The organism is Rhizobium sp. ZPR4 (genome assembly GCF_040215725.1).
GTDB lineage: Bacteria > Pseudomonadota > Alphaproteobacteria > Rhizobiales > Rhizobiaceae > Rhizobium > Rhizobium rhizogenes_D.
The window spans coordinates 834,713-854,976 of record NZ_CP157969.1 but is presented as its reverse complement, the minus strand read 5'-3'; the positions used below and the strand labels follow the sequence as shown (position 1 = coordinate 854,976).

Here is a 20,264-nt window from a genome sequence, read left to right as displayed (position 1 = left end):
TTACGCGCCCGTGGCTGATTAAGGGATTTCGACGATGAACCAAACGACCGGCGTCAAACTGTCTCCCGACCTGACGGGAGCCAATGTCGAGGATGCGGGCGAGCACAATCGAGCCATCGTTCTGCGCTGCATCCATCGCCAGGCGCCGATTTCGCGGGCCGAGATTGCACGGCAGACAGGCTTTACCAAGCCGGCGATCGCCCGCATCGTCGATCGCCTGCTCGACGAAGGCCTGATCATTGAAGCGCGCCGGCGCCATGGCCTGAGGGGACAGCCGGCGATCGAGCTCGAGATCAACCCCGACGCCTTCTTTGCTGTTGGCATCAATATCGATCGCGATCATCTGACCATCCTCGCCGTCGATGCCGTCGGCAACGTGCGCGCCCGCGTCCACCACGAAAAGCGCTACATCCTGCCGGGCGAATTCATGCAGCTGACGGCCGATGCGATATCGCACTTCCAGCGAAGCCGTCTGATCGACGACGCGCATCTCGCCGGCATCGGTCTTGCCATGCCGGACTGGCTCGGCGAGATCGCCTTCATGGGCAAGCCTGACGACTATTGGGAATGGATGGAATTCGACGTGCGGGCCGCGTTGGAGAACCTGACGCAGCACCCTGTCTTCATCGAAAACGAAACCAATGCGGCAGCGCTCGCGGAACTCGATTTCGGGCTTGGCGCCGAAAGCCGCAGCTTCTTCTATATCTCGATCAATGCCTGCCCTGGAGGCGGGCTCGTGCTCGACGGCAATGGTCATCGCGGTGCCATGGGCTTGAGCGGCGAGATTGGCTGGCTGCCGATCGCCGATCCTCAGGACAAAGGGACCCAGAAGGTCGAGCTTCTCGGCGAAATATTCTCGCTCTTCTTTCTCTACAGGTTTCTCGGAGAGCATGGGATCAAGACGAGCGTGCCCTCGGACCTCCTCACGCTGGATGCTCGTGGCAGGAAGCTGGTCTCGCAATGGCTGAAGGGGATGAGCGCGCATCTCGCCGTCGCGGTCAAGCACATCGGCATGATCGTCGATCCCGATGCCATCATCCTTGGCGGCCGTTTGCCCATCCGCATGATCGATGAGCTGCTGCGCTATGTCCACGAGCATCTCGATATGGAGGATACGGCGCTACCATCGATCCATCGTGCCTCGCTTGGCGAGGACGCCTGCGCGATCGGTGCCGCGGCCATGCCGATGGCGGCGGCGCTCATGCTCGCCTCGGCCGACGAGGTCCAGCGCACGCGTTCACCACTCAAATTCATGGACCGCCTGAACAACTGAGCCGGCTGTCACGGCCGCAGGGAGGATTTTGATGAGGATCGGTTTTTATACCTCGACGTTCAATGACAGGCCATTCGAGGAGGTGGTGGATTTCGCCGCCTCCGCCGGCTTCGATGCGATCGAAATCGATGTCCGCGGCCATATCAAGACACCGGACAAGGTGCAGGCAGCAGTCGCCCTTGCTCGCGATCGCAACCTCTTCGTCTCCTCGATTGCCTTTTTCGGCAATCAGCTCGATGCCGATCGCGCCAAACGCGGCGAGCTTCGGGCCATCACCGAGGAATTCGCCGAAGCAATCGGCGAAGCTGGCGTGCCGATCTTCATAATCTTTCCCGGCCGCGACGACAGTGCCGACGAGGATACCAACTATGATGATTTCGCCGACTTCGCCAACCGGCTGATCGCCCGGGCGACCTCGAGCAGGCTTATCTTCGCGATCGAGAACTGGCCCGGCCCAAAAGACAATTTCATCGGGACCACGCCGAAGGGCTGGCAGGAGCTCTTCAAGCGAATTCCCGACAGACGTTTCGGCCTTGAATTCGACCCTTCCCATCTCATCCGCATCGGCGTCGATCCTTATGTCGCCATGGAAGCGGTCAAGGATCGCATTGCCATCCTTCATGCCAAGGATACGGCGATCGATGCAGCCGTTCAGCAGGCCGTCGGCTATCACGGCAAGGGGTGGTGGCAGTACAAGCTGCCGGGCCATGGCCTTTTCGATTGGCCGCGCTTCCTGCGTCAGGCGCGCACGGACGGCTTTGACGGCACGCTTTCGATCGAGCATGAGGATGCCGCTTTCGGTTGGCCGGGCAAGGATCTTGCCCAACGGCAAGAAGGCGAGCGCCTTGGTCTCGATTACCTCAGAAGCGTCTTGAACGCGCTTTAGCAGCAATTGGGGAGGACGGAAATGGCCCATGTTAGAGTGCATGACGCACGCAAGGATTATGGCGCGTTCAAAGCCATCAAAGGCGTGTCTGTCGATATTCGCGACGGCGAGTTCGTCGTGCTCGTCGGCCCTTCGGGCTGCGGAAAATCCACCCTGCTCAGAATGATCGCCGGCCTTGAGGGGATCACGTCAGGCGATATCCAGATCGGCAAGCATATCGTCAACGATCTCGCGCCAAAGGACCGCGACATTGCGATGGTCTTCCAGAATTATGCCCTCTATCCGCATATGACGGTCGCCAAGAACATGGGCTTCTCTTTGCGGTTGAAGCGGATGCCAAAGTCGGAAATCGACCAGCGGGTCGGCAATGCCGCCAAAATCCTCGGCCTCGAAACTCTTCTCGAGCGATATCCGAAGCAATTGTCGGGCGGGCAAAGGCAGCGTGTTGCCATGGGCCGCGCGATCGTGCGCGATCCCGCCGTCTTCCTTTTCGATGAGCCTTTGTCAAATCTCGATGCCAAACTCCGCGTCCAGATGCGATCCGAGATCAAGGAAATGCACCAGCGGCTGAAGACCACCACGATCTACGTCACGCACGATCAGATCGAGGCGATGACGATGGCCGACAAGATCGTCGTCATGAAGGACGGCCTGATTGAACAGTCGGGGTCGCCGCTCGATCTCTACGACCGGCCGGCCAATCTCTTCGTTGCGGGCTTCATCGGCTCTCCAGCGATGAATTTCATCAAGGGCAGCATGACGAACGAGGGCTTCCGCACGACCGACGGGCTCTTGCTGCCGAGCGAACAAAACTCACCAACGGCCGTCACCTATGGCATTCGCCCCGAGGACATCAAGCTGGTTGCCGACGGCATCGAAGTGGAAACCATCGTCGTCGAACCGACGGGATCCGAAACGATGGTCATCGCCCGCCTCGGCGCACAGACGATCACTTGCGTTTTCCGCGAGCGGATCAGGGCGGCGCCTGGCGATATCCTGCGCATCGCCCCGGCTCATAACGCCGTCCATCTCTTCGACGAAAGCGGACAGCGCATAGGTGATGGGAACACTCGGTAGCCGCCGTGGCGGGATGGCTTGTTACAACGGCTTACAAGGCATCAAACACATGACCGGCGTCGGTTGTCGCGGATCACGATCGCACTACTTATACGAACATATATCGAGGTGACCAATATTATCGAGACCGTCAGGGTGATTTTTTGAGATACGCCTTCCCAACACTTCTCGTCGCAATCTGGTGTGGCCTTTTATCAACGCCGGGCTCTGCAAGCATGTCGCCGTCAAACCAGGCTGAAGCGGCGGCCTCATATCAAGAGCTTGATGCGCTCGCGCGCCAGACCCGCGCGCACGGTGATCTGCCGCGCTGGTCGATATCAGATCACGCCAAGGTCCTCGAACGTTTTTGGAACGTGACGGCGACACTGGGTAGCCCACCCTACACATCGTCCGACGTCCCGGCGCTTCTGACGATCGGCGATCGCGCCAGCGCACTTTACAAGACCTATCTGCTGTTTGCACCTCAGCCCGGAACCCTGCCCGATACAGCCGCCAATACCTCGAAGTATCAGGACGAAGTCTCGCGGGCCGCGGCCTATCTGTTAAAGGTTCAAGCAGCCGAGCTCGAGGCGATGTCTGACTTTGTCAGCACGCTTCCCGCCGCCGAAATGACCGCGCCACGCCGGGCAGGATTGCAGCAAGTACGCCTCGGTATAAATGAGATGATGACGAGCGTGACGTTGATGGTACGCTCGCCGGGTCTGAACCCTGCCAACCGAGGCATCCTGTTGAGCGCGCTTGCAGACAACGCCTCGGTCATGGCCGCTTCAACCCCTCGCGCCGACAGGGCGGCTCTGGTCGCCCAAACCGAGGCAATCTTGCCAGCTCTGACCGGACCAGAACGCGCGAAAGCGCTCATGTTCAAATCGACCTTCGAACATGGCGAGTGCGGGGTGCTTTGCGCTCTCGAAGCAAAATAGCCACCGAAGCCGATTGAGCCGAAGGCCTTGCCGGCCTTCCGTATTCCTGACACAGGCCGCTCTCGTGAGGCGTTCGTCGTGCTGCACAGGCCCAGCTTATCGCTGGGCCTGTTTGCATGCTCATTCACCGCGTATCCGGCGTTGCGGCTGCAACATTCGGTTCTTGTCCCGTCGCATCGATCGCTCTCTTGCCCTTGAAGATACGGCGGACGGAAACGAAGAGCAGCGGGATGAAGAAGACGCCGAGGACGGTCGCCGAGATCATGCCACCCATGACGCCGATGCCGATCGAGTTCTGGCTGCCGGAGCCGGCCCCATTGGCGATCGCCAGCGGCAGCACGCCGAGGATGAAGGCGAACGACGTCATCAGGATCGGTCGCAGGCGCTGACGGGCCGCCTCCAGCATGGCGTCGATCAAACCCTTGCCGTGGTTCTGCTGTTCGATGGCGAATTCGACGATCAGGATGGCGTTCTTGGCCGCCAGACCGATGGTCGTCAGCAGACCGACCTTGAAATAGACGTCGTTCGACTGGCCGAAGATGGTTGCGGCCAGCAGCGCGCCGAAGATGCCGATCGGTACCGACAGCATGACGGCGAGTGGGATCGACCAGCTTTCATAAAGGGCGGCGAGCGCCAGGAAGACGACCAGGATCGAGATGGCATAGAGCTGGCTTGCCTGGTTGCCGGAAAGCTTTTCCTGGGCCGACAGGCTGGTCCACTCATGGCTGAAGCCGGGCGGCAGGGTTGCCATGATCCTGTCGATTTCGTTCATGGCATCGCCGGACGAAACACCGGGAGCCGCTGCCCCCTGAATTTCAACGGCGGAAGCACCATTATAGCGCTCCAGGCGCGGCGAACCAAAGGTCCAGATACCTGAGGCGAAGGCCGAGAACGGCACCATGTCGCCGCTGGAGTTGCGCACATACCAACGATCGAAATCCTCCGGCTGCATGCGGAACTTGCGGTCGGCCTGCACATAGACTCTCTTGACGCGGCCGCGGTCGATGAAGTCGTTGACATAGCTGCCGCCCCAGGCCGTCGACAAGGTTGCATTGATATCAGCCAGATCGATGTTCAAGGCGCGGGCCTTTTCCTGATCGATATGGATCGAATATTGCGGCGTGTCGTCCAGCCCGTTCGGGCGTGTTCCGCTCAGCTTCGTGCTCCCCGATGCCGCTCCCAAAAACTGGTTGCGGGCGGCGATCAATGAGGTGTGGCCGGAACCGTTGATGTCCTTGATGAAGAAATCAAAGCCGCTGTTGTTGCCGAAGCCGGGGATTGCCGGCGGGGCCAGCGCGAAGACATTCCCGTCCTTGATCTTGGCAAAAGCCGCCATCGCGCGCCTGGCGATCGCCTGGGCCGAGGATTGCGGCGTCCGGCGCTGATCGAAGTCCTTCAGGTCGACGAAGGCAACGGCAACATTCTGGCCCTGACCGCTGAAATTGAAACCGACGCTACCAAACACGCCGTCCACATAATCCTTCTCGTTGTTGAGATAATAATCCATGACCTGATCGAGCACTTTGCGGGTACGCTCGGCCGTGGCACCAGGGGGAAGCTGAATACTGGTCAGAAGGCGCCCCTGGTCCTCTTCCGGCAGGAAGGAACTCGGAAGACGATTGAAGAGATAACCGACGCCGACGCCGATCAGAACGAATATCACCAGGAAGACGGCGCCGCGGCGGATCATGCCATGGATGGTTCGCTGATAACCTCGTGTTCCCCGTTCGAAGTTGCGATTGAACCAGCCAAAAAGGCCGCGCTCTCTTGCGCCGTGCGCCGGCCTCTTCAGAATAGTGGCACAAAGGGCTGGGGTCAGGATGAGAGCGACGATGACGGAGAGCACCATGGCCGAAACGATCGTCACCGAGAACTGGCGGTAGATGACACCGACCGAACCGGAGAAGAAGGCCATCGGAATGAACACGGCCGACAGCACGGTGGCGATGCCGATCAGCGCGCCGGTGATTTCCTGCATCGACTTGATCGTCGCCTCGCGCGGCGACAATCCTTCTTCCTCCATCACGCGTTCGACGTTCTCGACGACGACGATGGCGTCGTCGACCAACAGGCCGATGGCGAGCACCATGCCGAACATGGTCAATGTATTGATCGAGTATCCGAACAATGCCAGCACGCCGAAGGTGCCGAGCAGGACGACCGGGACGGCGAGCGTCGGGATCAGTGTGGCGCGGATGTTCTGCAGGAAGACGAACATGACGATGAAGACGAGCACGATGGCTTCGAACAGCGTCTTGACCACGTCTTCGATCGACAGCTTCACGAAGGGTGTCGTATCATAGGGATAAACGATCTCGACATTCGGCGGCAGCGTATTGCGCAGACTATCGATCGTCGCCACGACCCTCGCTGCCGTATCGATGGCATTTGCATCGGTCGCAAGGCTGATGCCGAGGCCGGCCGCTGGCATGCCGTTATAAACACCTGACGTGACATAGCTGTCGGCGCCCAATTGCACCGTGGCAACATCGTTGACGCGCACCAGGGAACCGTCAGGCTGGCTCTTGAGGATGATGTTCTCGAATTCCTCCGGCGTCTGGAAGCGGCTTCCAGCCGTGACAGTCGCATTGAGCTGCTGGCCGCCGAGCTGCGGCAGGGCGCCCAATTGGCCCGCCGAGACCTGAACATTCTGCGCCTGGATGGCGGAGACGACATCCGAAGTCATCAGCTGGTATTTGACGAGCTTGTCCGGATCGACCCAGATGCGCATGGCATAGCGCGCACCGAAGAGCGTGGTATCGCCAACGCCCGGAACGCGCTTCAAAGTATCGTTGAGGGTACTGTCGATATAGTCGGCAAGATCGGTCGGCATAAGCTTGCGATCCGTCGAGACGAACGCCGCGACCAGGAAGAAGCTGCTGGTCGATTTCGAGACGGTGATGCCGGTATTCTGAACGACTTGCGGCAGCTGAGCGGTGACGAGCTGCAGCTTGTTCTGCACCTGCATCTGCGCGACATCGGGATTGGCCTTGTTGGTGAAGGTGAGAGAAATCGAGGCCTGGCCCGTCGCCGTCGATGTCGAGGCCATATAGTCGAGATTGTCGATGCCGGTCATGCCCTGCTCGATGACCTTGGTCACAGAGTTTTCGACGGTTGCGGCGTCAGCCCCGGCGTATGTGGCGGTGATACGCACCGTCGTTGGCGCGATCTGGGGATATTGCGCAACCGACAGGGTGAGGATTGAAAGTGCACCCGCCAGCATGATGACGATGGCGATCACCCAGGCAAAGACGGGCCGGTCAATGAAGAAGCGAGACATCTTTTACCCCTCAATTCGTCGAACCGGTGACAGCGCCCCTGTCGGTGCCGTCGGCCTTGCTCTGCTGGCCGGATTGGGATGCGCCGGCCGCCGATGCCTGTTCAAGATTTCCGCTGGCATCATCGACCGTCACCAGCGCGACGTTTACCTCCTGGCCATCACGCACGCGCTGTATGCCCTCGACGACAACGCGATCTCCCTCCCCTACTCCATTGCCTACGAGCCAGCTGTTACCGATGCTGCGCTGAACGGTCAGAACACGCTGCTGGATCTTGCCGTCAGCATTGACGAAGAATGCGATCGGTTCGCCCTTCGTGTTGCGGCTCACGGCACGCTGCGGCACCAGGAAGCTGTTTTCGGCAATGCCTTCCTGAATAGTCGCGCGAACATACATGCCCGGCAACAGAACACGCTCCGAGTTGGGGAAGATGGCGCGGACATTAAGCGTTCCGACAGTTTCAGCGACGGCCGCCTCGGCAAATTCCAAATTGCCGGTTTCCTTATACTGGGTGCCATCCTCAAGCGTCAGACGGACCGAAACATTGTCTCCGCTTGTCTTCAGGCGCCCCTCCTCCACCGCACGCCGGAATCGCAGGAGGTTCGTACTCGACTGCGTCACGTCGACATTGATCGGATCGAGCTGGCGAATGGTGGTCAGCGCCGTCGTTTGCTCGGCAGTGACAAGCGCACCGACCGTCACCGTCGATGCATCGACGCGCCCGGAAATCGGCGCCCGGATTTTTGTATAATCAAGGTTGATACGAGCGGTCTCCAGTGCCGCCTTGGCGGAAGCCACATCCGCTCGGGCCTGCACCAGCGTGGCTTGTGCATCATCGGCATTTTGCTGGCTGACGGCGTTCTGTGCGCTCAGACCCTTGTAGCGGTCTAACCGGGCCTGAGCATTGGGAATGGCACCCTCCGCCCTTTGCAGAGCGGCAACAGCGCTATCGTAGGATGCCTGGTAGGGGGCCGGATCGATCTCGTAGAGCACATCACCTTTCCGGATCTCGCTGCCTTCCTTGAAATTGCGGCTGCGGATGATACCGCCAACCTGCGGCCGAACCTCAGCGACGAGATTGGCGCTGATGCGACCGGGTAAATCGGCGGTGATCGCGACCGACTGCGGATGCAATGTCATCGCACTGACCTCGGATTTCACGGTTCTGCCGCCATTCTGTGCTGCCGGTTGCTGGTTGCAGCCAGCCAACAATGTGACCACGAATCCCGAAACCACGGCCCGCGTTAGATGTCGTTTCATATATTCCTCGTTGCGTGCGGATCTAAATCTGAAGGGAAGGAGGGAGCGAAAGGGCTGTTTCCTGGCGACATGGCTCCGCGCAAATTCGCGACCATCGCGCTGCGGCTAGAAGTTATCGTCAAGTCTGCTCGGATAGGGCATAAAGCAGCTTGTCTAGCGCGATCAGATAGCTTCCCGCCCAGGCTCTGCTTGGATTGCGAATTGCATTCGCGACTGCCACTCCTGTACCGTAAGCTCTTAATCCATTGACCATAATGGTGTAGTCAGCGGATCGACCGCGATTCACGTTTTTCATCGCTCTCGCTGAATGAACATATTCTCGTGACGATCCGATCTATCTGAGCAAAAATCTGTACCTGGATCAAACACATGGGTGATCACGTTAGTGTTAGTATCGGCAATTTCTGCCGTTATTCTTGCATCAACATCACAGAGAATGGATGAATGAATCGCGGGCATACTGTCATAACTACCTATGATTGAATTGAATTTCTTGTATATCTGATGGTTCGATATGAAGTTGATGATCACCGCCTTACTCCTTATCTGGTACGCTCCGACGGTATGATTACTCTTGGTTTGTCGCATAGCTTTGCCGGAATGTAGTCAAAGTGTGTCAGGATATATGGTTTTTCATATCATCATCTAGTCAATCTTATTCATGTGCATCACCGCATAAGCATCGACATTTATGCATGCGCGATCATGGGTTAATGATCACACCATTCATCTGTCGATGCATACTTTCAATGCGGCTGGAAACCAGTTGTGCATGACCATTGCACTACCGTTGGCACACGCCCGGATTTCACCTGAGAAAAGAGGTTTGTTATATGCGTTCAGCCGCACTCATTGCAGTGGTGTGGCAGAAGCTGTCTTGCGAATGGTAATTTCGATTCCACCCATGGACTTGCCGTCATCCGTCACATCCGGTACGCGAATATAAAGGATCTCGGAATAGTTGCGGAACGTACCGCCGATTAGCTCATATATAGCAAGCGCTGTATTTTCCGGGAGTTCTTCGACCGATACGCTTTTACGTTGCTGCATGGGATTCTCTTTCAAAAGTCTGGGCGCCTTCAAGAGATAGAACGACTGCCAGCACTTTAGTCGCGATTTGTCGCAAAGATATCCCAGGAATTCGGGAAACTGTCACAAATGCGTGAGGGTCGCTTCCATGGAAGCAGATATCATCGTACGAAATAGTCCATACGATCCTCAGCAAAGTCGCCTGAGAGATAGAGCCGCGGGGAACCGCCCACATGCGCCCCGAAACTGCAGCGGCAGCCGTCGGCAATACAGAACACTGGCCGTGAGCAATATCCCTGCTCAGACGGTCAGATGGCGGCGGGCCTCCGGCGTATCCAGCGTCTCCGCCACCCCCTCATGCACGATCTCGCCGCGATCCATAATATAGACGTAGTCAGCAAGCTCGCGGCAGAAATCGAGATATTGCTCAACCAGCAGGATCGCCATGCCGGTGGAATCCCTGAGATAGCGGATCGCCCGGCCGATATCCTTGATGATCGACGGCTGGATGCCCTCGGTCGGCTCGTCCAAAACCAGGATCTTCGGCCGTGTCACCATCGCCCGGCCGATCGCCAGTTGCTGCTGCTGGCCGCCCGAAAGGTCGCCGCCACGGCGCGACAGCATGGATTTCAGCACCGGGAACAGGCTGTAGATGTCGTCGGGAATACTGCGGTCACGGCGGGAAAGCGGCGCATAACCCGTCTCGAGATTTTCCTTCACGGTCAGGAGCGGAAAGATCTCGCGTCCCTGCGGCACATAGCCGATCCCCTGCTTGGCGCGCGCAAACGGCGCCATGCCGTTCAGCGTGACACCATTGAAGGTCACGGTACCCGCCGATAGCGCATGCTGTCCCGTGACAGCACGCAAGAGCGAGCTCTTGCCGACACCATTGCGCCCGAGGACGCAGGTGATCTTGCCCATCTCCGCCTTGACGGAGATGCCGCGCAGCGCCTGGGCGGCGCCATAATGCAGATTTGCGTTTTCGACTGTCAGCATCTCACCGCCCCAGATAATTCTCGATCACCTTCGGATCGCTGCTGACGAAATCGATCGATCCTTCCGCCAGAACCGACCCCTCCGCCAGGCACGTGACCTTGACGCCAAGATCGCGGATGAAGCCCATGTCATGCTCGACCACCACCACCGAGCGTGTCTTGGCGATCTCTTTCAGCAGCACCGCCGTTTCGGCCGTCTCCGCATCCGTCATGCCCGCCACCGGCTCGTCGACCAAAAGCAGCTTCGGTTCCTGAGCGAGCAACATGCCGATCTCCAGCCACTGCTTCTGGCCATGGGAAAGATTGGCCGCCAGCTCGTCCCGCCGATGCGACAGGCGCACAGTCTCGAGGATTTCCTTGATGCGATCACGATCGGCAGGCGTCAGGCGGTAGAAGAGCGTCGCAAAGACACCGCGATTGCGATTGAGCGCCAGTTCGAGATTGTCCCAGACCGTATGGCTTTCGAACACGGTCGGTTTCTGGAATTTGCGGCCGATGCCCAGCTGGGCGATATCGGCCTCGTCCTTTTTCGTCAGGTCGATCTGGCCATTGAAGAACACCTCGCCCTCGTCAGGCCGCGTCTTGCCGGTGATGATATCCATCATCGTGGTCTTGCCGGCGCCGTTCGGGCCGATGATGGCGCGAAGCTCGCCCGGCTCGATGACGATCGACAGCGAGTTCAAAGCCTTGAAGCCATCGAAGGAAACGGAGACATTGTTGAGATAGAGCATGCTGTTGGGTTTGATGTCCGGAATCATGGTCCTACTCCGCAGCCTGTACGGATTGCTGGGCGTCATCCTTCGCAGCCTTCGGCGGCGGGCTTGCCGGCCGGCGTTTCTTGCCGAGATAGTGCGCGATGGTGCCAACGATGCCCCTCGGCAGGAATAGCGTTACGGCGACGAACAAGCCGCCAAGCGCGAACAGCCAGAAATCGGGAAACAGGCCGGTGAAAACAGTCTTGCCGCCATTGACGAGGATGGCGCCGATGATCGGTCCGATCAGCGTCGCTCTCCCTCCGACGGCCGTCCAGATGACCACTTCGATCGAATTGGCAGGCGCGAATTCGCCGGGGTTGATGATGCCGATCTGCGGCACATAGAGTGCGCCGGCAATGCCTGCCATCATGGCCGAGACGACGAAAACGAAGAGCTTCATATGCTCGACGCGATAGCCGAGGAAACGCGTACGGCTTTCGGCATCGCGCACGCCCACCAGCACCTTGCCGAACTTCGACCGCACGATGGCCGAGGACAGCATCAGGGCGAGGGCGAGAAACACCGCCGTCACGGCGAAAAGCACGGCGCGGGTGCCATCCGCCTGGATATTGAAGCCGAGAATATCCTTGAAGTCGGTCAGGCCGTTATTGCCTCCGAAACCCATGTCGTTGCGGAAGAAGGCAAGCAGCAGCGCATAGGTCATCGCCTGCGTGATGATCGACAGATAGACGCCATTGACGCGGGAACGGAAGGCAAACCAGCCGAAGACGAAGGCAAGTAGGCCTGGCGCGACGAGGACCATGAGCATCGCGAACCAGAATTGATCGAAGCCGTACCAGAACCAGGGCAAATCCTTCCAGTTCAGGAACACCATGAAGTCGGGCAGGATCGGATTGCCGTAGGTGCCGCGCGAGCCGATCTGCCGCATCAGATACATGCCCATCGCATAGCCGCCGAGCGCGAAGAAGGCGCCGTGGCCGAGCGAAAGAATGCCGCAATAGCCCCAGACGAGATCGAGCGCCAAAGCGAGCAGCGCATAGGTCAGATACTTGCCGAACAACGACATGAGATAGGTGGGCACATGCAACGCGCTCGTTTCCGGCAGAGCCAAGTTCGACAGGGGCACGAGCACCGCGACGGCAAGCAGGATCGAAATGGCGATGCTGATGCGGCGGTCGAGCGAGCGGAGGATAAAGGCCGTGATCATGCTTCCACCGCCCTTCCCTTGAGCGCGAAGAGGCCGCGCGGACGTTTCTGGATGAAGAGGATGATGAGGACGAGGACAAGGATCTTGCCGAGCACTGCCCCCGCATAGGGCTCGAGGAACTTGTTGAGAATGCCGAGCGAGAAGGCGCCGACGAGCGTCCCCCAGAGATTGCCGACACCGCCGAACACCACGACCATGAAGCTATCGATGATGTAGCTCTGGCCGAGATTCGGCGAGACGTTGTCGATCTGCGAGAGCGCGACACCCGCCATGCCGGCGATACCTGACCCGAGCGCGAAGGTGAAGGCATCGACCCAGGATGTGCGGATCCCCATCGAGGAGGCCATGCGCCGGTTCTGCGTCACCGCCCGCATCTGCAGGCCGAAAGCCGAGCGCTTGAGAAGGAGTAGGAGCGCGACGAACACGCCGAGCGCAAAGACGATGATCCAGAGCCGGTTCCAGGTGATGGAGAGATAGCCAAGATCGAAGGAGCCGGACATCCAGGAGGGGTTGCCGACCTCCTGATTGGTCGGTCCGAAGATCGAGCGCACCGCCTGCTGCAGGATCAGCGAAATGCCCCAGGTGGCAAGCAGCGTCTCCAGCGGCCGACCGTAGAGAAAACGGATGACGCCGCGCTCGATGATAAGGCCGACAGCTCCGGTGACGATGAAGGCGACCGGAAGGGCAATGGCCAGCGACCAATCGAAAAGCTCCGGATAAGAGCTGCGTATGACACTCTGTACCATGAAGGTGGAATAGGCGCCGAGCATCACCATCTCGCCATGCGCCATGTTGATGATGCCCATGACACCGAAGGTGATCGCAAGGCCGATGGCGGCCAAAAGCAGCACCGAGCCGAGCGACAGGCCGTACCAGACATTCTGCACAGCATCCCAGAACTTCAATTGCTCCTGGATGCCGGCAATGGCAGCTGCGACCTCAGGCTTGAGGCTGTCATCCACGGAAACCGAAGATAGAATGCCGATCGCATCGCGCCCGCCTTCGTTCTTGATCGTCTCGATCGCCGCCTTCTTGTCTTCTGCGGGTCGGTCGGAGCCAAGGATCGCAACGGCCCTTGCTCTTTCGAGCACGCCGCGAATTTCCGCATCCTTTTCACTCTGAAGCGCGGTCTCGACGGCATCCAGCGAATCCGCGCTCGGCGCCTTCAGAATGGATTGCGCCGCCTCAAGCCGCGTCGCACGATCCGGGCTCATCAGCGTCAGACCGCCGAGAGCCGCGCGAACCGCACGGCGCAAATTGTTGTTGATCTTGATCTTGCCGAGATTGTCCTTGGCTTCCTGGCCGGCCGCCTGCCCGGTCAAGGGATCCACCAGATCCATCATGTCGCCGGAGGATTTGGCGATAAAAACCTGATTGTCCGATTTTCTTATATAAAGATCACCGTCGGAAAAGGCCTGCAATGCCGGCACCACTTTCGGATCGCCCGTCTTCGCAAGACTTTGGACGATATCGCCAGCCTTCTGGAAATTGGCCTGGCCGAGCGAATTGATCAGGCCGTGCGCGTCCTCCTGGGCGCGCAGGCTTGTAACCGTTAGCGCCAGCATCAGGCAGAAGCCGGCGACCAGCGCCATGGCCATGCGGTAAACGAATTTGTCGAACATTGTTGTCCCCTCGAACTGCCGCGGGCAGAAAAGCCTGCCCGCGGCGGTCTTACGTCGGCTGATATCAGGAGCCCTTGCCGCCGCACTTGCCGGTGGTGACGTTGAAGTTGCCGCAGTTCATCGGCATGCGCCAATCCGAGATCAGGTCCTTGCTGTCGGGCAGGTAGTCGGACCATTCCTTGCCGACCACCGCAGGGGTCTGCGAGACGACGTCGAACTGGCCGTTTTCCTGCACTTCACCGATCAGGACCGGCTTGGTGATGTAGTGGTTCGGCATCATGGTGGCGGTGCCGCCGGTGAGGTTGGGAACGGAAACACCGACGAGTGCGTCGATGACCTTGTCCGGATCGGTAGTGCCGGCCTTCTCGACGGCCTTCACCCACATGTTGAAGCCGATATAGGCGGCTTCCATCGGGTCGTTGGTGACGCGCTTGTCGTCCTTCGTATAGGCGTGCCATTCCTTGATGAAGGCGGCGTTGGCCGGCGTGTCGACCGACTGGAAGTAGTTCCAGGCTGCGAGGTGTCCGACCAGAGGCTTGGTGTCGACGCCGGCAAGCTCCTCTTCGCCGACCGAGAAGGCGACGACCGGAATATCCTCGGCCTTGACGCCCTGGTTGCCCAGTTCCTTGTAGAAGGGAACGTTGGCATCGCCGTTGATCGTGGAGACGACGGCGGTCTTCTTGCCGGCCGAGCCGAAAGCCTTGATCTTGGAGACTTCCGTCTGCCAGTCGGAAAAGCCGAACGGCGTGTAGTTGATGATGATGTCCTCGTCCTTGACACCCTTGGACTTCAGGTAGGCTTCGAGGATCTTGTTGGTCGTGCGCGGATAGACATAGTCGGTGCCTTCCAGCACCCAACGCTGCACACCTTCGTTCTTCATCAGGTAGTCGACGGCAGGAATTGCCTGCTGATTCGGGGCGGCGCCAGTGTAGAAGACGTTACGCTCGGACTCCTCGCCCTCGAACTGAACCGGATAGAACAGGATCGAGTTCAGTTCCTTGAAGACCGGCAGCACCGACTTGCGCGACACCGAGGTCCAGCAACCGAAGACAGCCGAAACCTTGTCCTTCTGGATCAGTTCGCGCGCCTTTTCGGCAAAGAGCGGCCAGTCCGAGGCCGGGTCGACGACGACGGGCTCGAGCTTCTTGCCAAGAACGCCACCCTTCTTGTTCTGCTCGTCGATGAGCATCAACATGGCGTCCTTCAGCGTCGTTTCCGAGATCGCCATCGTACCGGAAAGCGAATGCAGGACGCCGACCTTGATGGTGTCATCCGCTGCGAAAGCGCCGTGGAATGCTGTGGTGGACATGATGGCGCCGAGCAGCGCGCCGGAGACGAGAGTCTTGAATTTCATCCGTGGTTCCCCTCTTTTTGTCTGCCGCAACGGCCGGTAAACAAGGATTAACCGTTGCCTTCAGCGACTATCCGGCCGCCTCTTGCGAAACCACATACGTAAAATGACGTAGGCGCCGGGGCGAAATGTGCAGCTTTGGGCATCCTCATGCCCTTAAGCACCGTATCGATCCATGTTACGACGTCTTTGAACTGCCGGAGTGACAATGGCGGGACTGCTGAAGGGTAAGCATGGCTGCGCGGCAACGCATCATTCCAGTAAGACGGGAGTATAATCGCTGGGTCGCGAACCAGACGCTGGAAGACTACGCCCTGCGTTTCACCGCCAAGAGCGCGCGGCAATTTTCCTCGCAGCGCATCTCGCAAACAGCGATCGGCGCCATTTCCTTCCTGGCGCTGGAGGCGATCGGCGGCGCGATCACGCTTTCCTACGGCACGACCAACGCCTTCTACGCCATCATCGTGGCGAGCATCGTCATGCTTTCGGTCGGCTTGCCGATCAGCCGCTATGCCATTCGCCACGGCGTCGATATCGATCTCCTGACGCGCGGCGCGAGCTTCGGCTATATCGGTTCGACCATCACCTCGCTGATCTATGCCAGCTTCACCTTCATGCTGTTTGCGATCGAAGCCTCGATCATGTCGGGAGCGCTGGAACTGACACTCGGCATACCGGTGTGGATCGGCTATATCATCAGCGCCGTCATGGTGATCCCGCTCGTCACCCATGGTGTACGTCTCATCAGCCGGTTCCAGTTGCTGACGCAACCGTTCTGGATCGTTCTCAACATCCTGCCCTTCGTCTTCATCGCTTTTGCCGACTGGGGAAAATTCGATCTGTGGCGGGCGTTTGCGGGCATCCATCATCCCGCGAGCGCATCAGGCACCGCCGCCCCCTTCGATCTGATCGAGTTCGGCGCCGCCTCCGCCGTCATCCTGGCACTGATGTCGCAGATCGGCGAACAGGCCGACTTCCTGCGCTTCCTGCCGCCGGACGGCCACCGCAAATGGCGCCACCGCCTCGCCGTTTTTCTTGCCGGACCGGGATGGGTCATCATCGGCGCCCCAAAGCTGCTTGCCGGCTCCTTCCTCGTCGTCCTGACGCTGACCTCGGGCGTGCCGGCCGACCGCGCCGCCGATCCCGCACAGATGTACCTGACCGCCTTCGGCTACATGATCCCCTGGCACAATGCCGCGCTGCTGTTGATGGCCGCCTTCGTGATGATCTCGCAGCTGAAGATCAACGTCATGAACGCCTACGCCGGCTCGCTCGCCTGGTCGAACTTCTTTTCGCGTTTGACGCACAGCCATCCCGGCCGCGTGATCTGGCTGGTCTTCAATGTCGCCATTGCCCTGCTTCTGATGGAACTCGGCATCTACCGGCTGCTGGAAGAAACGCTCGGCATCTTCTCGATCATCGCCATGGCCTGGCTCTGCACCGTCTCCGCCGACCTCTTCATCAACAAGCCGCTGGGGCTGGCTCCATCAGGCATCGAATTCAAGCGTGCCCATCTCTACGACATCAATCCGGTCGGCCTCGGCGCCATGGCACTATCGGCGACCACAGCCCTCATCGCTCATTTCGGCGCTTTCGGCACGGTCGCGGCATCGCTTGCGCCCTACATCACCCTGATCGTGGCATTCATCGCCTCGCCGGCCATCGCCTGGACCACCAAGGGCAAATATTATCTCGCCCGCAAGCCGCGGCAGAGCTGGAAGAACCTCAGCACCATCACCTGCTCGGTCTGCGAACATCCGTTCGAGCCGGAGGACATGGCCTGGTGTCCGGCCTATGCCGCTCCTATCTGTTCGCTCTGCTGTTCGCTCGACAGCCGCTGCCATGACATGTGCAAGCCGAAGGCACGGCTCAATACGCAGGTCGGAACGGTCGCAAAGACCCTGCTGCCGGAAAGCATCGTCGCCAAGCTCGCCACGCGCCTCGGCCGCTATGGCATCGCCGTTGCGGTGGCGCTGACCGCCATGGGTGCGATCCTCGCAATGATCGCGCATCAGGTCGGCGCGGCCTCTCCCCAAACGGCAGCTGTCGTCGATCGAACGATCCTGATTGTCTTCTTCGTCTTTGCCGTGATCGCCGGTGTCGCCTGCTGGTTCTATGTTCTTGCCCATGACAGCCGCGTGGTCGCCGAGGAGGAGTCCTCGCGCCAGAACACGCTACTGTTGAAGGAAATCGCCGCCCACAAGAAGACGGACGCTGCCCTGCAGGGCGCCAAGGAGGCGGCCGAAGCGGCAAACCGCGCCAAGAGCCGCTATGTCGTGGGCCTCAGCCACGAATTGCGCACGCCGCTCAACGCCGTGCTCGGCTATGCGCAAATCCTCGAGCGCGACGAGACCATTCCGGCACCCCGGCAATCCTCCCTCAAAGTCATCCGGCGCAGCGCTGAGCATCTGTCTGGTCTGATCGACGGGCTGCTGGATATATCGAAGATCGAGGCCGGCCGCCTGCAGGTCTATTCCAACGAGATCAATATTCACGACTTCCTCGACCAGATCGTCGACATGTTTCACCCGCAGGCACAGGCGAAAGGGTTGAGTTTCATCCATGAGCGCTCGTCCGGCCTGCCCGACTATGTCCGCACCGACGAGAAGCGGCTGCGCCAGATCCTCGTCAACCTGCTCTCCAACGCCATCAAGTTTACCGATGCGGGCACCGTCCGCTTCGAGGTGGGTTACCGAAACCAGGTCGCGACCTTCACGGTTTCGGACACCGGCCGCGGCATCGCGACCAAGGATATCACCCGCATCTACGAGCCCTTCCAGCGCGGCGAGGCCGATAGTGTCAGGCCGATGCCCGGCCTCGGCCTCGGCCTGACCATCACGCAATTGCTGACCAACACACTGGGCGGCGAGATCTCGGTTACGAGCGAGAAGGATGTCGGCTCGACCTTCAAGGTGCGCCTGATGCTATCTGCCGTGATCCGGCCGATGAAGCCGCCGGCGCAGGAACAGCGTATCGTCGGCTACGAGGGGCCGCGGCGCACCGTCGTCGTCGTCGATGACAATGAAGATCATCGCGAACTGATGCGCGAAATCCTGTCGCCACTCGATTTCATCGTGCTCACCGCCGCCGGCGGGCCGGACTGCCTAACGCTGATCGAGGGCATCAAGCCCGATCTGTTCCTAGTCGATATCTCCATGCCCGGCATGAACGGCTGGCAGCTTGTCTCCCGGCTCAGAGAGAACGGCCAGGCCGCGCCGATCCTGATGCTGTCGGCCAATATCGGCGATGCCGCCGCGGCGACCGACAGCGACGACAGCCATAATGACGCCATCTCCAAACCGGTCGACATCCGCCAGCTTCGCGACAAGCTTGCACTGCATCTCGGGCTGAAATGGCTCTATGCCGATGCCTCCATCCCGGCCGCGCCGAAGCCGCCGCCACCCCTGAAAAGCCCCGGTATCGAGCATGTCCGCGAATTGCTGCGGCTTGGCGAGATCGGTTATGTCAGGGGTATCGAGGCAAAGCTTGCGGATCTTGCAAAGCTTGAAGAAAACAAACCCTTCACCGATGCCTTGGGCGCCCATGTCCAGGCCTTCGATCTCGACGGCTTCTTGAATGTGCTGCACAGCTTCGATACTGAAAAGGTAGAACAGATTGGCTGAGCCCACGCATCCCCGCGACATAGTCTTGCTGGTGGACGATTCACCGGAGGCGCTCGGCTTCCTGACAGACGCGCTCGAGCAATCCGGCTTCTCCGTGCTGATCGCCACCTCGGGACTGGCGGCGCTGAACATCGTCGAACGCATCACGCCCGATCTCATCCTGCTCGATGCCGTCATGCCGGCAATGGATGGCTTCGAGACCTGCCGCCGGCTGAAAGCCAATGCCGGCATTGCCCAGATCCCGGTCGTCTTCATGACCGGGCTCACCGAGACCGAGCATGTGGTGCATGCTCTGGAGTCTGGCGGCGTCGACTATCTGACCAAGCCGATCAATGTCGACGAACTGCGCGCCCGCATCCGTGTGCACCTGCGCAATGCCCGTTCCGCCCAGAGCGCCAGAGTGGCGCTTGATGCCGCCGGGCGTCATCTCTTGGCGGTCAAGGGCAATGGTGCCATCCACTGGTCGACGCCGCAGGCAACCCGCCTCATCAATGCCGCCACGGGCAGCGACGACGGCCTTGAGCTCGCGTCCAAACATATTGCTGCCTTCATGCTCGAACGCGAACGGCTCGGACCGGCACGCGACAATCTTCTTTCGATCAGCAATGGCCGCCAGGCCGCCCTGCAATTCACTTTCCTTGGCGCGATCGGGGCCGACGAATACCTCTTCCGCCTGACGGCCAGCAATCAGAACGCCGACGATGAAACCTTGCGTCAGAGCTTTGCCTTGACGCAGCGCGAGTCCGAGGTGCTGCTGTGGCTCGCCAAGGGCAAGTCGAACCGCGACATCGGCGAGATCCTCGGGCTTTCGGCCCGCACGGTGAACAAGCATCTGGAACAGATCTATGTGAAGCTCGGCGTCGAGAACCGGGCATCCGCGGCGGTGAAGGCGGCCCACGTCCTGCATAGGCCCTAGTGATGAAGCCGAAGCCCGATGACCGTCGGAGCGGCAAAAAGCCGGTTTGGCGATTGCGCCTCAAGCGTACGCAAAAAGGCAGCGGCACGGCCGCAAATTGATGCTTTCCAC

General features: G+C 59.7%; 14 protein-coding genes. 6 read left to right on the top strand and 8 right to left on the bottom strand.

The annotated features are described in order from the left end of the window. Nucleotides 1–34 precede the first annotated feature (34 nt). The 4 genes from ABOK31_RS31635 (at nucleotide 35) to ABOK31_RS31620 (ending at nucleotide 4,156) form a co-directional block, all read left to right on the top strand. The gene (locus tag ABOK31_RS31635; RefSeq protein ID WP_349961597.1) at nucleotides 35–1,273 is read left to right on the top strand and encodes an ROK family transcriptional regulator; all 1,239 of its coding nucleotides are present in this window, start codon (nucleotides 35–37) and stop codon (nucleotides 1,271–1,273) included. Between the two features lie 31 nt (nucleotides 1,274–1,304). Next, complete coding sequence (locus tag ABOK31_RS31630; RefSeq protein WP_349961595.1) at nucleotides 1,305–2,159, top strand: sugar phosphate isomerase/epimerase; 855 nt, start codon at nucleotides 1,305–1,307, stop codon at nucleotides 2,157–2,159. A 21-nt stretch (nucleotides 2,160–2,180) separates the two neighbouring features. After that, nucleotides 2,181–3,236, top strand: coding sequence for a sn-glycerol-3-phosphate ABC transporter ATP-binding protein UgpC (gene ugpC / locus ABOK31_RS31625; protein ID WP_349961593.1), 1,056 nt, complete (start codon nucleotides 2,181–2,183; stop codon nucleotides 3,234–3,236). A gap of 215 nt (nucleotides 3,237–3,451) precedes the next feature. After that, nucleotides 3,452–4,156: a hypothetical protein gene (locus ABOK31_RS31620; protein ID WP_349961591.1), complete on the top strand. Its 705-nt coding sequence runs from the start codon at nucleotides 3,452–3,454 to the stop codon at nucleotides 4,154–4,156. A gap of 124 nt (nucleotides 4,157–4,280) precedes the next feature. Here ABOK31_RS31620 and ABOK31_RS31615 read toward each other — a convergent pair whose 3' ends face one another. The 8 genes from ABOK31_RS31615 to urtA form a co-directional block, all read right to left on the bottom strand. Then, nucleotides 4,281–7,436, bottom strand: coding sequence for an efflux RND transporter permease subunit (locus ABOK31_RS31615; RefSeq protein WP_349961589.1), 3,156 nt, complete (start codon nucleotides 7,434–7,436; stop codon nucleotides 4,281–4,283). A gap of 10 nt (nucleotides 7,437–7,446) precedes the next feature. Continuing rightward, nucleotides 7,447–8,694 (bottom strand): efflux RND transporter periplasmic adaptor subunit, encoded by a 1,248-nt coding sequence (locus ABOK31_RS31610; protein ID WP_349961587.1) that lies wholly within the window; start codon nucleotides 8,692–8,694, stop codon nucleotides 7,447–7,449. A gap of 849 nt (nucleotides 8,695–9,543) precedes the next feature. Next, nucleotides 9,544–9,744, bottom strand: a complete 201-nt coding sequence (locus ABOK31_RS31605) for a hypothetical protein (protein ID WP_174177360.1) — start codon at nucleotides 9,742–9,744, stop codon at nucleotides 9,544–9,546. Nucleotides 9,745–10,023: 279 nt separating this feature from the next. After that, on the bottom strand, nucleotides 10,024–10,719 hold the full coding sequence (gene urtE / locus ABOK31_RS31600) for an urea ABC transporter ATP-binding subunit UrtE (RefSeq protein ID WP_349961584.1): 696 nt from the start codon (nucleotides 10,717–10,719) through the stop codon (nucleotides 10,024–10,026). 1 nt (nucleotide 10,720) lies between these two features. Further along, nucleotides 10,721–11,476 (bottom strand): urea ABC transporter ATP-binding protein UrtD, encoded by a 756-nt coding sequence (urtD, locus tag ABOK31_RS31595; protein WP_174177356.1) that lies wholly within the window; start codon nucleotides 11,474–11,476, stop codon nucleotides 10,721–10,723. Nucleotides 11,477–11,480: 4 nt separating this feature from the next. Then, a complete protein-coding gene (gene urtC, locus ABOK31_RS31590) occupies nucleotides 11,481–12,641 on the bottom strand; it encodes an urea ABC transporter permease subunit UrtC (protein ID WP_349961581.1) in 1,161 nt (386 codons plus the stop codon). Next, nucleotides 12,638–14,206, bottom strand: coding sequence for an urea ABC transporter permease subunit UrtB (urtB, locus tag ABOK31_RS31585; RefSeq protein ID WP_349962841.1), 1,569 nt, complete (start codon nucleotides 14,204–14,206; stop codon nucleotides 12,638–12,640). The genes urtC and urtB overlap by 4 nt, the downstream gene beginning before the upstream one ends. Nucleotides 14,207–14,327: 121 nt before the next feature. Beyond that, nucleotides 14,328–15,617, bottom strand: coding sequence for an urea ABC transporter substrate-binding protein (gene urtA, locus ABOK31_RS31580; protein ID WP_174177349.1), 1,290 nt, complete (start codon nucleotides 15,615–15,617; stop codon nucleotides 14,328–14,330). Between the two features lie 230 nt (nucleotides 15,618–15,847). Between urtA and ABOK31_RS31575 the strand changes: the two genes are divergently transcribed. Then, nucleotides 15,848–19,237, top strand: coding sequence for an ATP-binding protein (locus ABOK31_RS31575; RefSeq protein ID WP_349961578.1), 3,390 nt, complete (start codon nucleotides 15,848–15,850; stop codon nucleotides 19,235–19,237). After that, a complete protein-coding gene (locus tag ABOK31_RS31570) occupies nucleotides 19,230–20,153 on the top strand; it encodes a response regulator (protein WP_174177345.1) in 924 nt (307 codons plus the stop codon). Before ABOK31_RS31575 ends, ABOK31_RS31570 begins: the two co-directional genes overlap by 8 nt. Nucleotides 20,154–20,264: the final 111 nt, after the last annotated feature.

Coding starts and splice junctions, on each gene's coding strand:
- ABOK31_RS31635 (WP_349961597.1), top strand. CDS start 35: ATGAACCAAACGACCGGCGTCAAACTGTCTCCCGACCTGACGGGAGCC.
- ABOK31_RS31630 (WP_349961595.1), top strand. CDS start 1,305: ATGAGGATCGGTTTTTATACCTCGACGTTCAATGACAGGCCATTCGAG.
- ugpC (WP_349961593.1), top strand. CDS start 2,181: ATGGCCCATGTTAGAGTGCATGACGCACGCAAGGATTATGGCGCGTTC.
- ABOK31_RS31620 (WP_349961591.1), top strand. CDS start 3,452: ATGTCGCCGTCAAACCAGGCTGAAGCGGCGGCCTCATATCAAGAGCTT.
- ABOK31_RS31615 (WP_349961589.1), bottom strand. CDS start 7,436: ATGTCTCGCTTCTTCATTGACCGGCCCGTCTTTGCCTGGGTGATCGCC.
- ABOK31_RS31610 (WP_349961587.1), bottom strand. CDS start 8,694: ATGAAACGACATCTAACGCGGGCCGTGGTTTCGGGATTCGTGGTCACA.
- ABOK31_RS31605 (WP_174177360.1), bottom strand. CDS start 9,744: ATGCAGCAACGTAAAAGCGTATCGGTCGAAGAACTCCCGGAAAATACA.
- urtE (WP_349961584.1), bottom strand. CDS start 10,719: ATGCTGACAGTCGAAAACGCAAATCTGCATTATGGCGCCGCCCAGGCG.
- urtD (WP_174177356.1), bottom strand. CDS start 11,476: ATGATTCCGGACATCAAACCCAACAGCATGCTCTATCTCAACAATGTC.
- urtC (WP_349961581.1), bottom strand. CDS start 12,641: ATGATCACGGCCTTTATCCTCCGCTCGCTCGACCGCCGCATCAGCATC.
- urtB (WP_349962841.1), bottom strand. CDS start 14,206: ATGCTGGCGCTAACGGTTACAAGCCTGCGCGCCCAGGAGGACGCGCAC.
- urtA (WP_174177349.1), bottom strand. CDS start 15,617: ATGAAATTCAAGACTCTCGTCTCCGGCGCGCTGCTCGGCGCCATCATG.
- ABOK31_RS31575 (WP_349961578.1), top strand. CDS start 15,848: ATGGCTGCGCGGCAACGCATCATTCCAGTAAGACGGGAGTATAATCGC.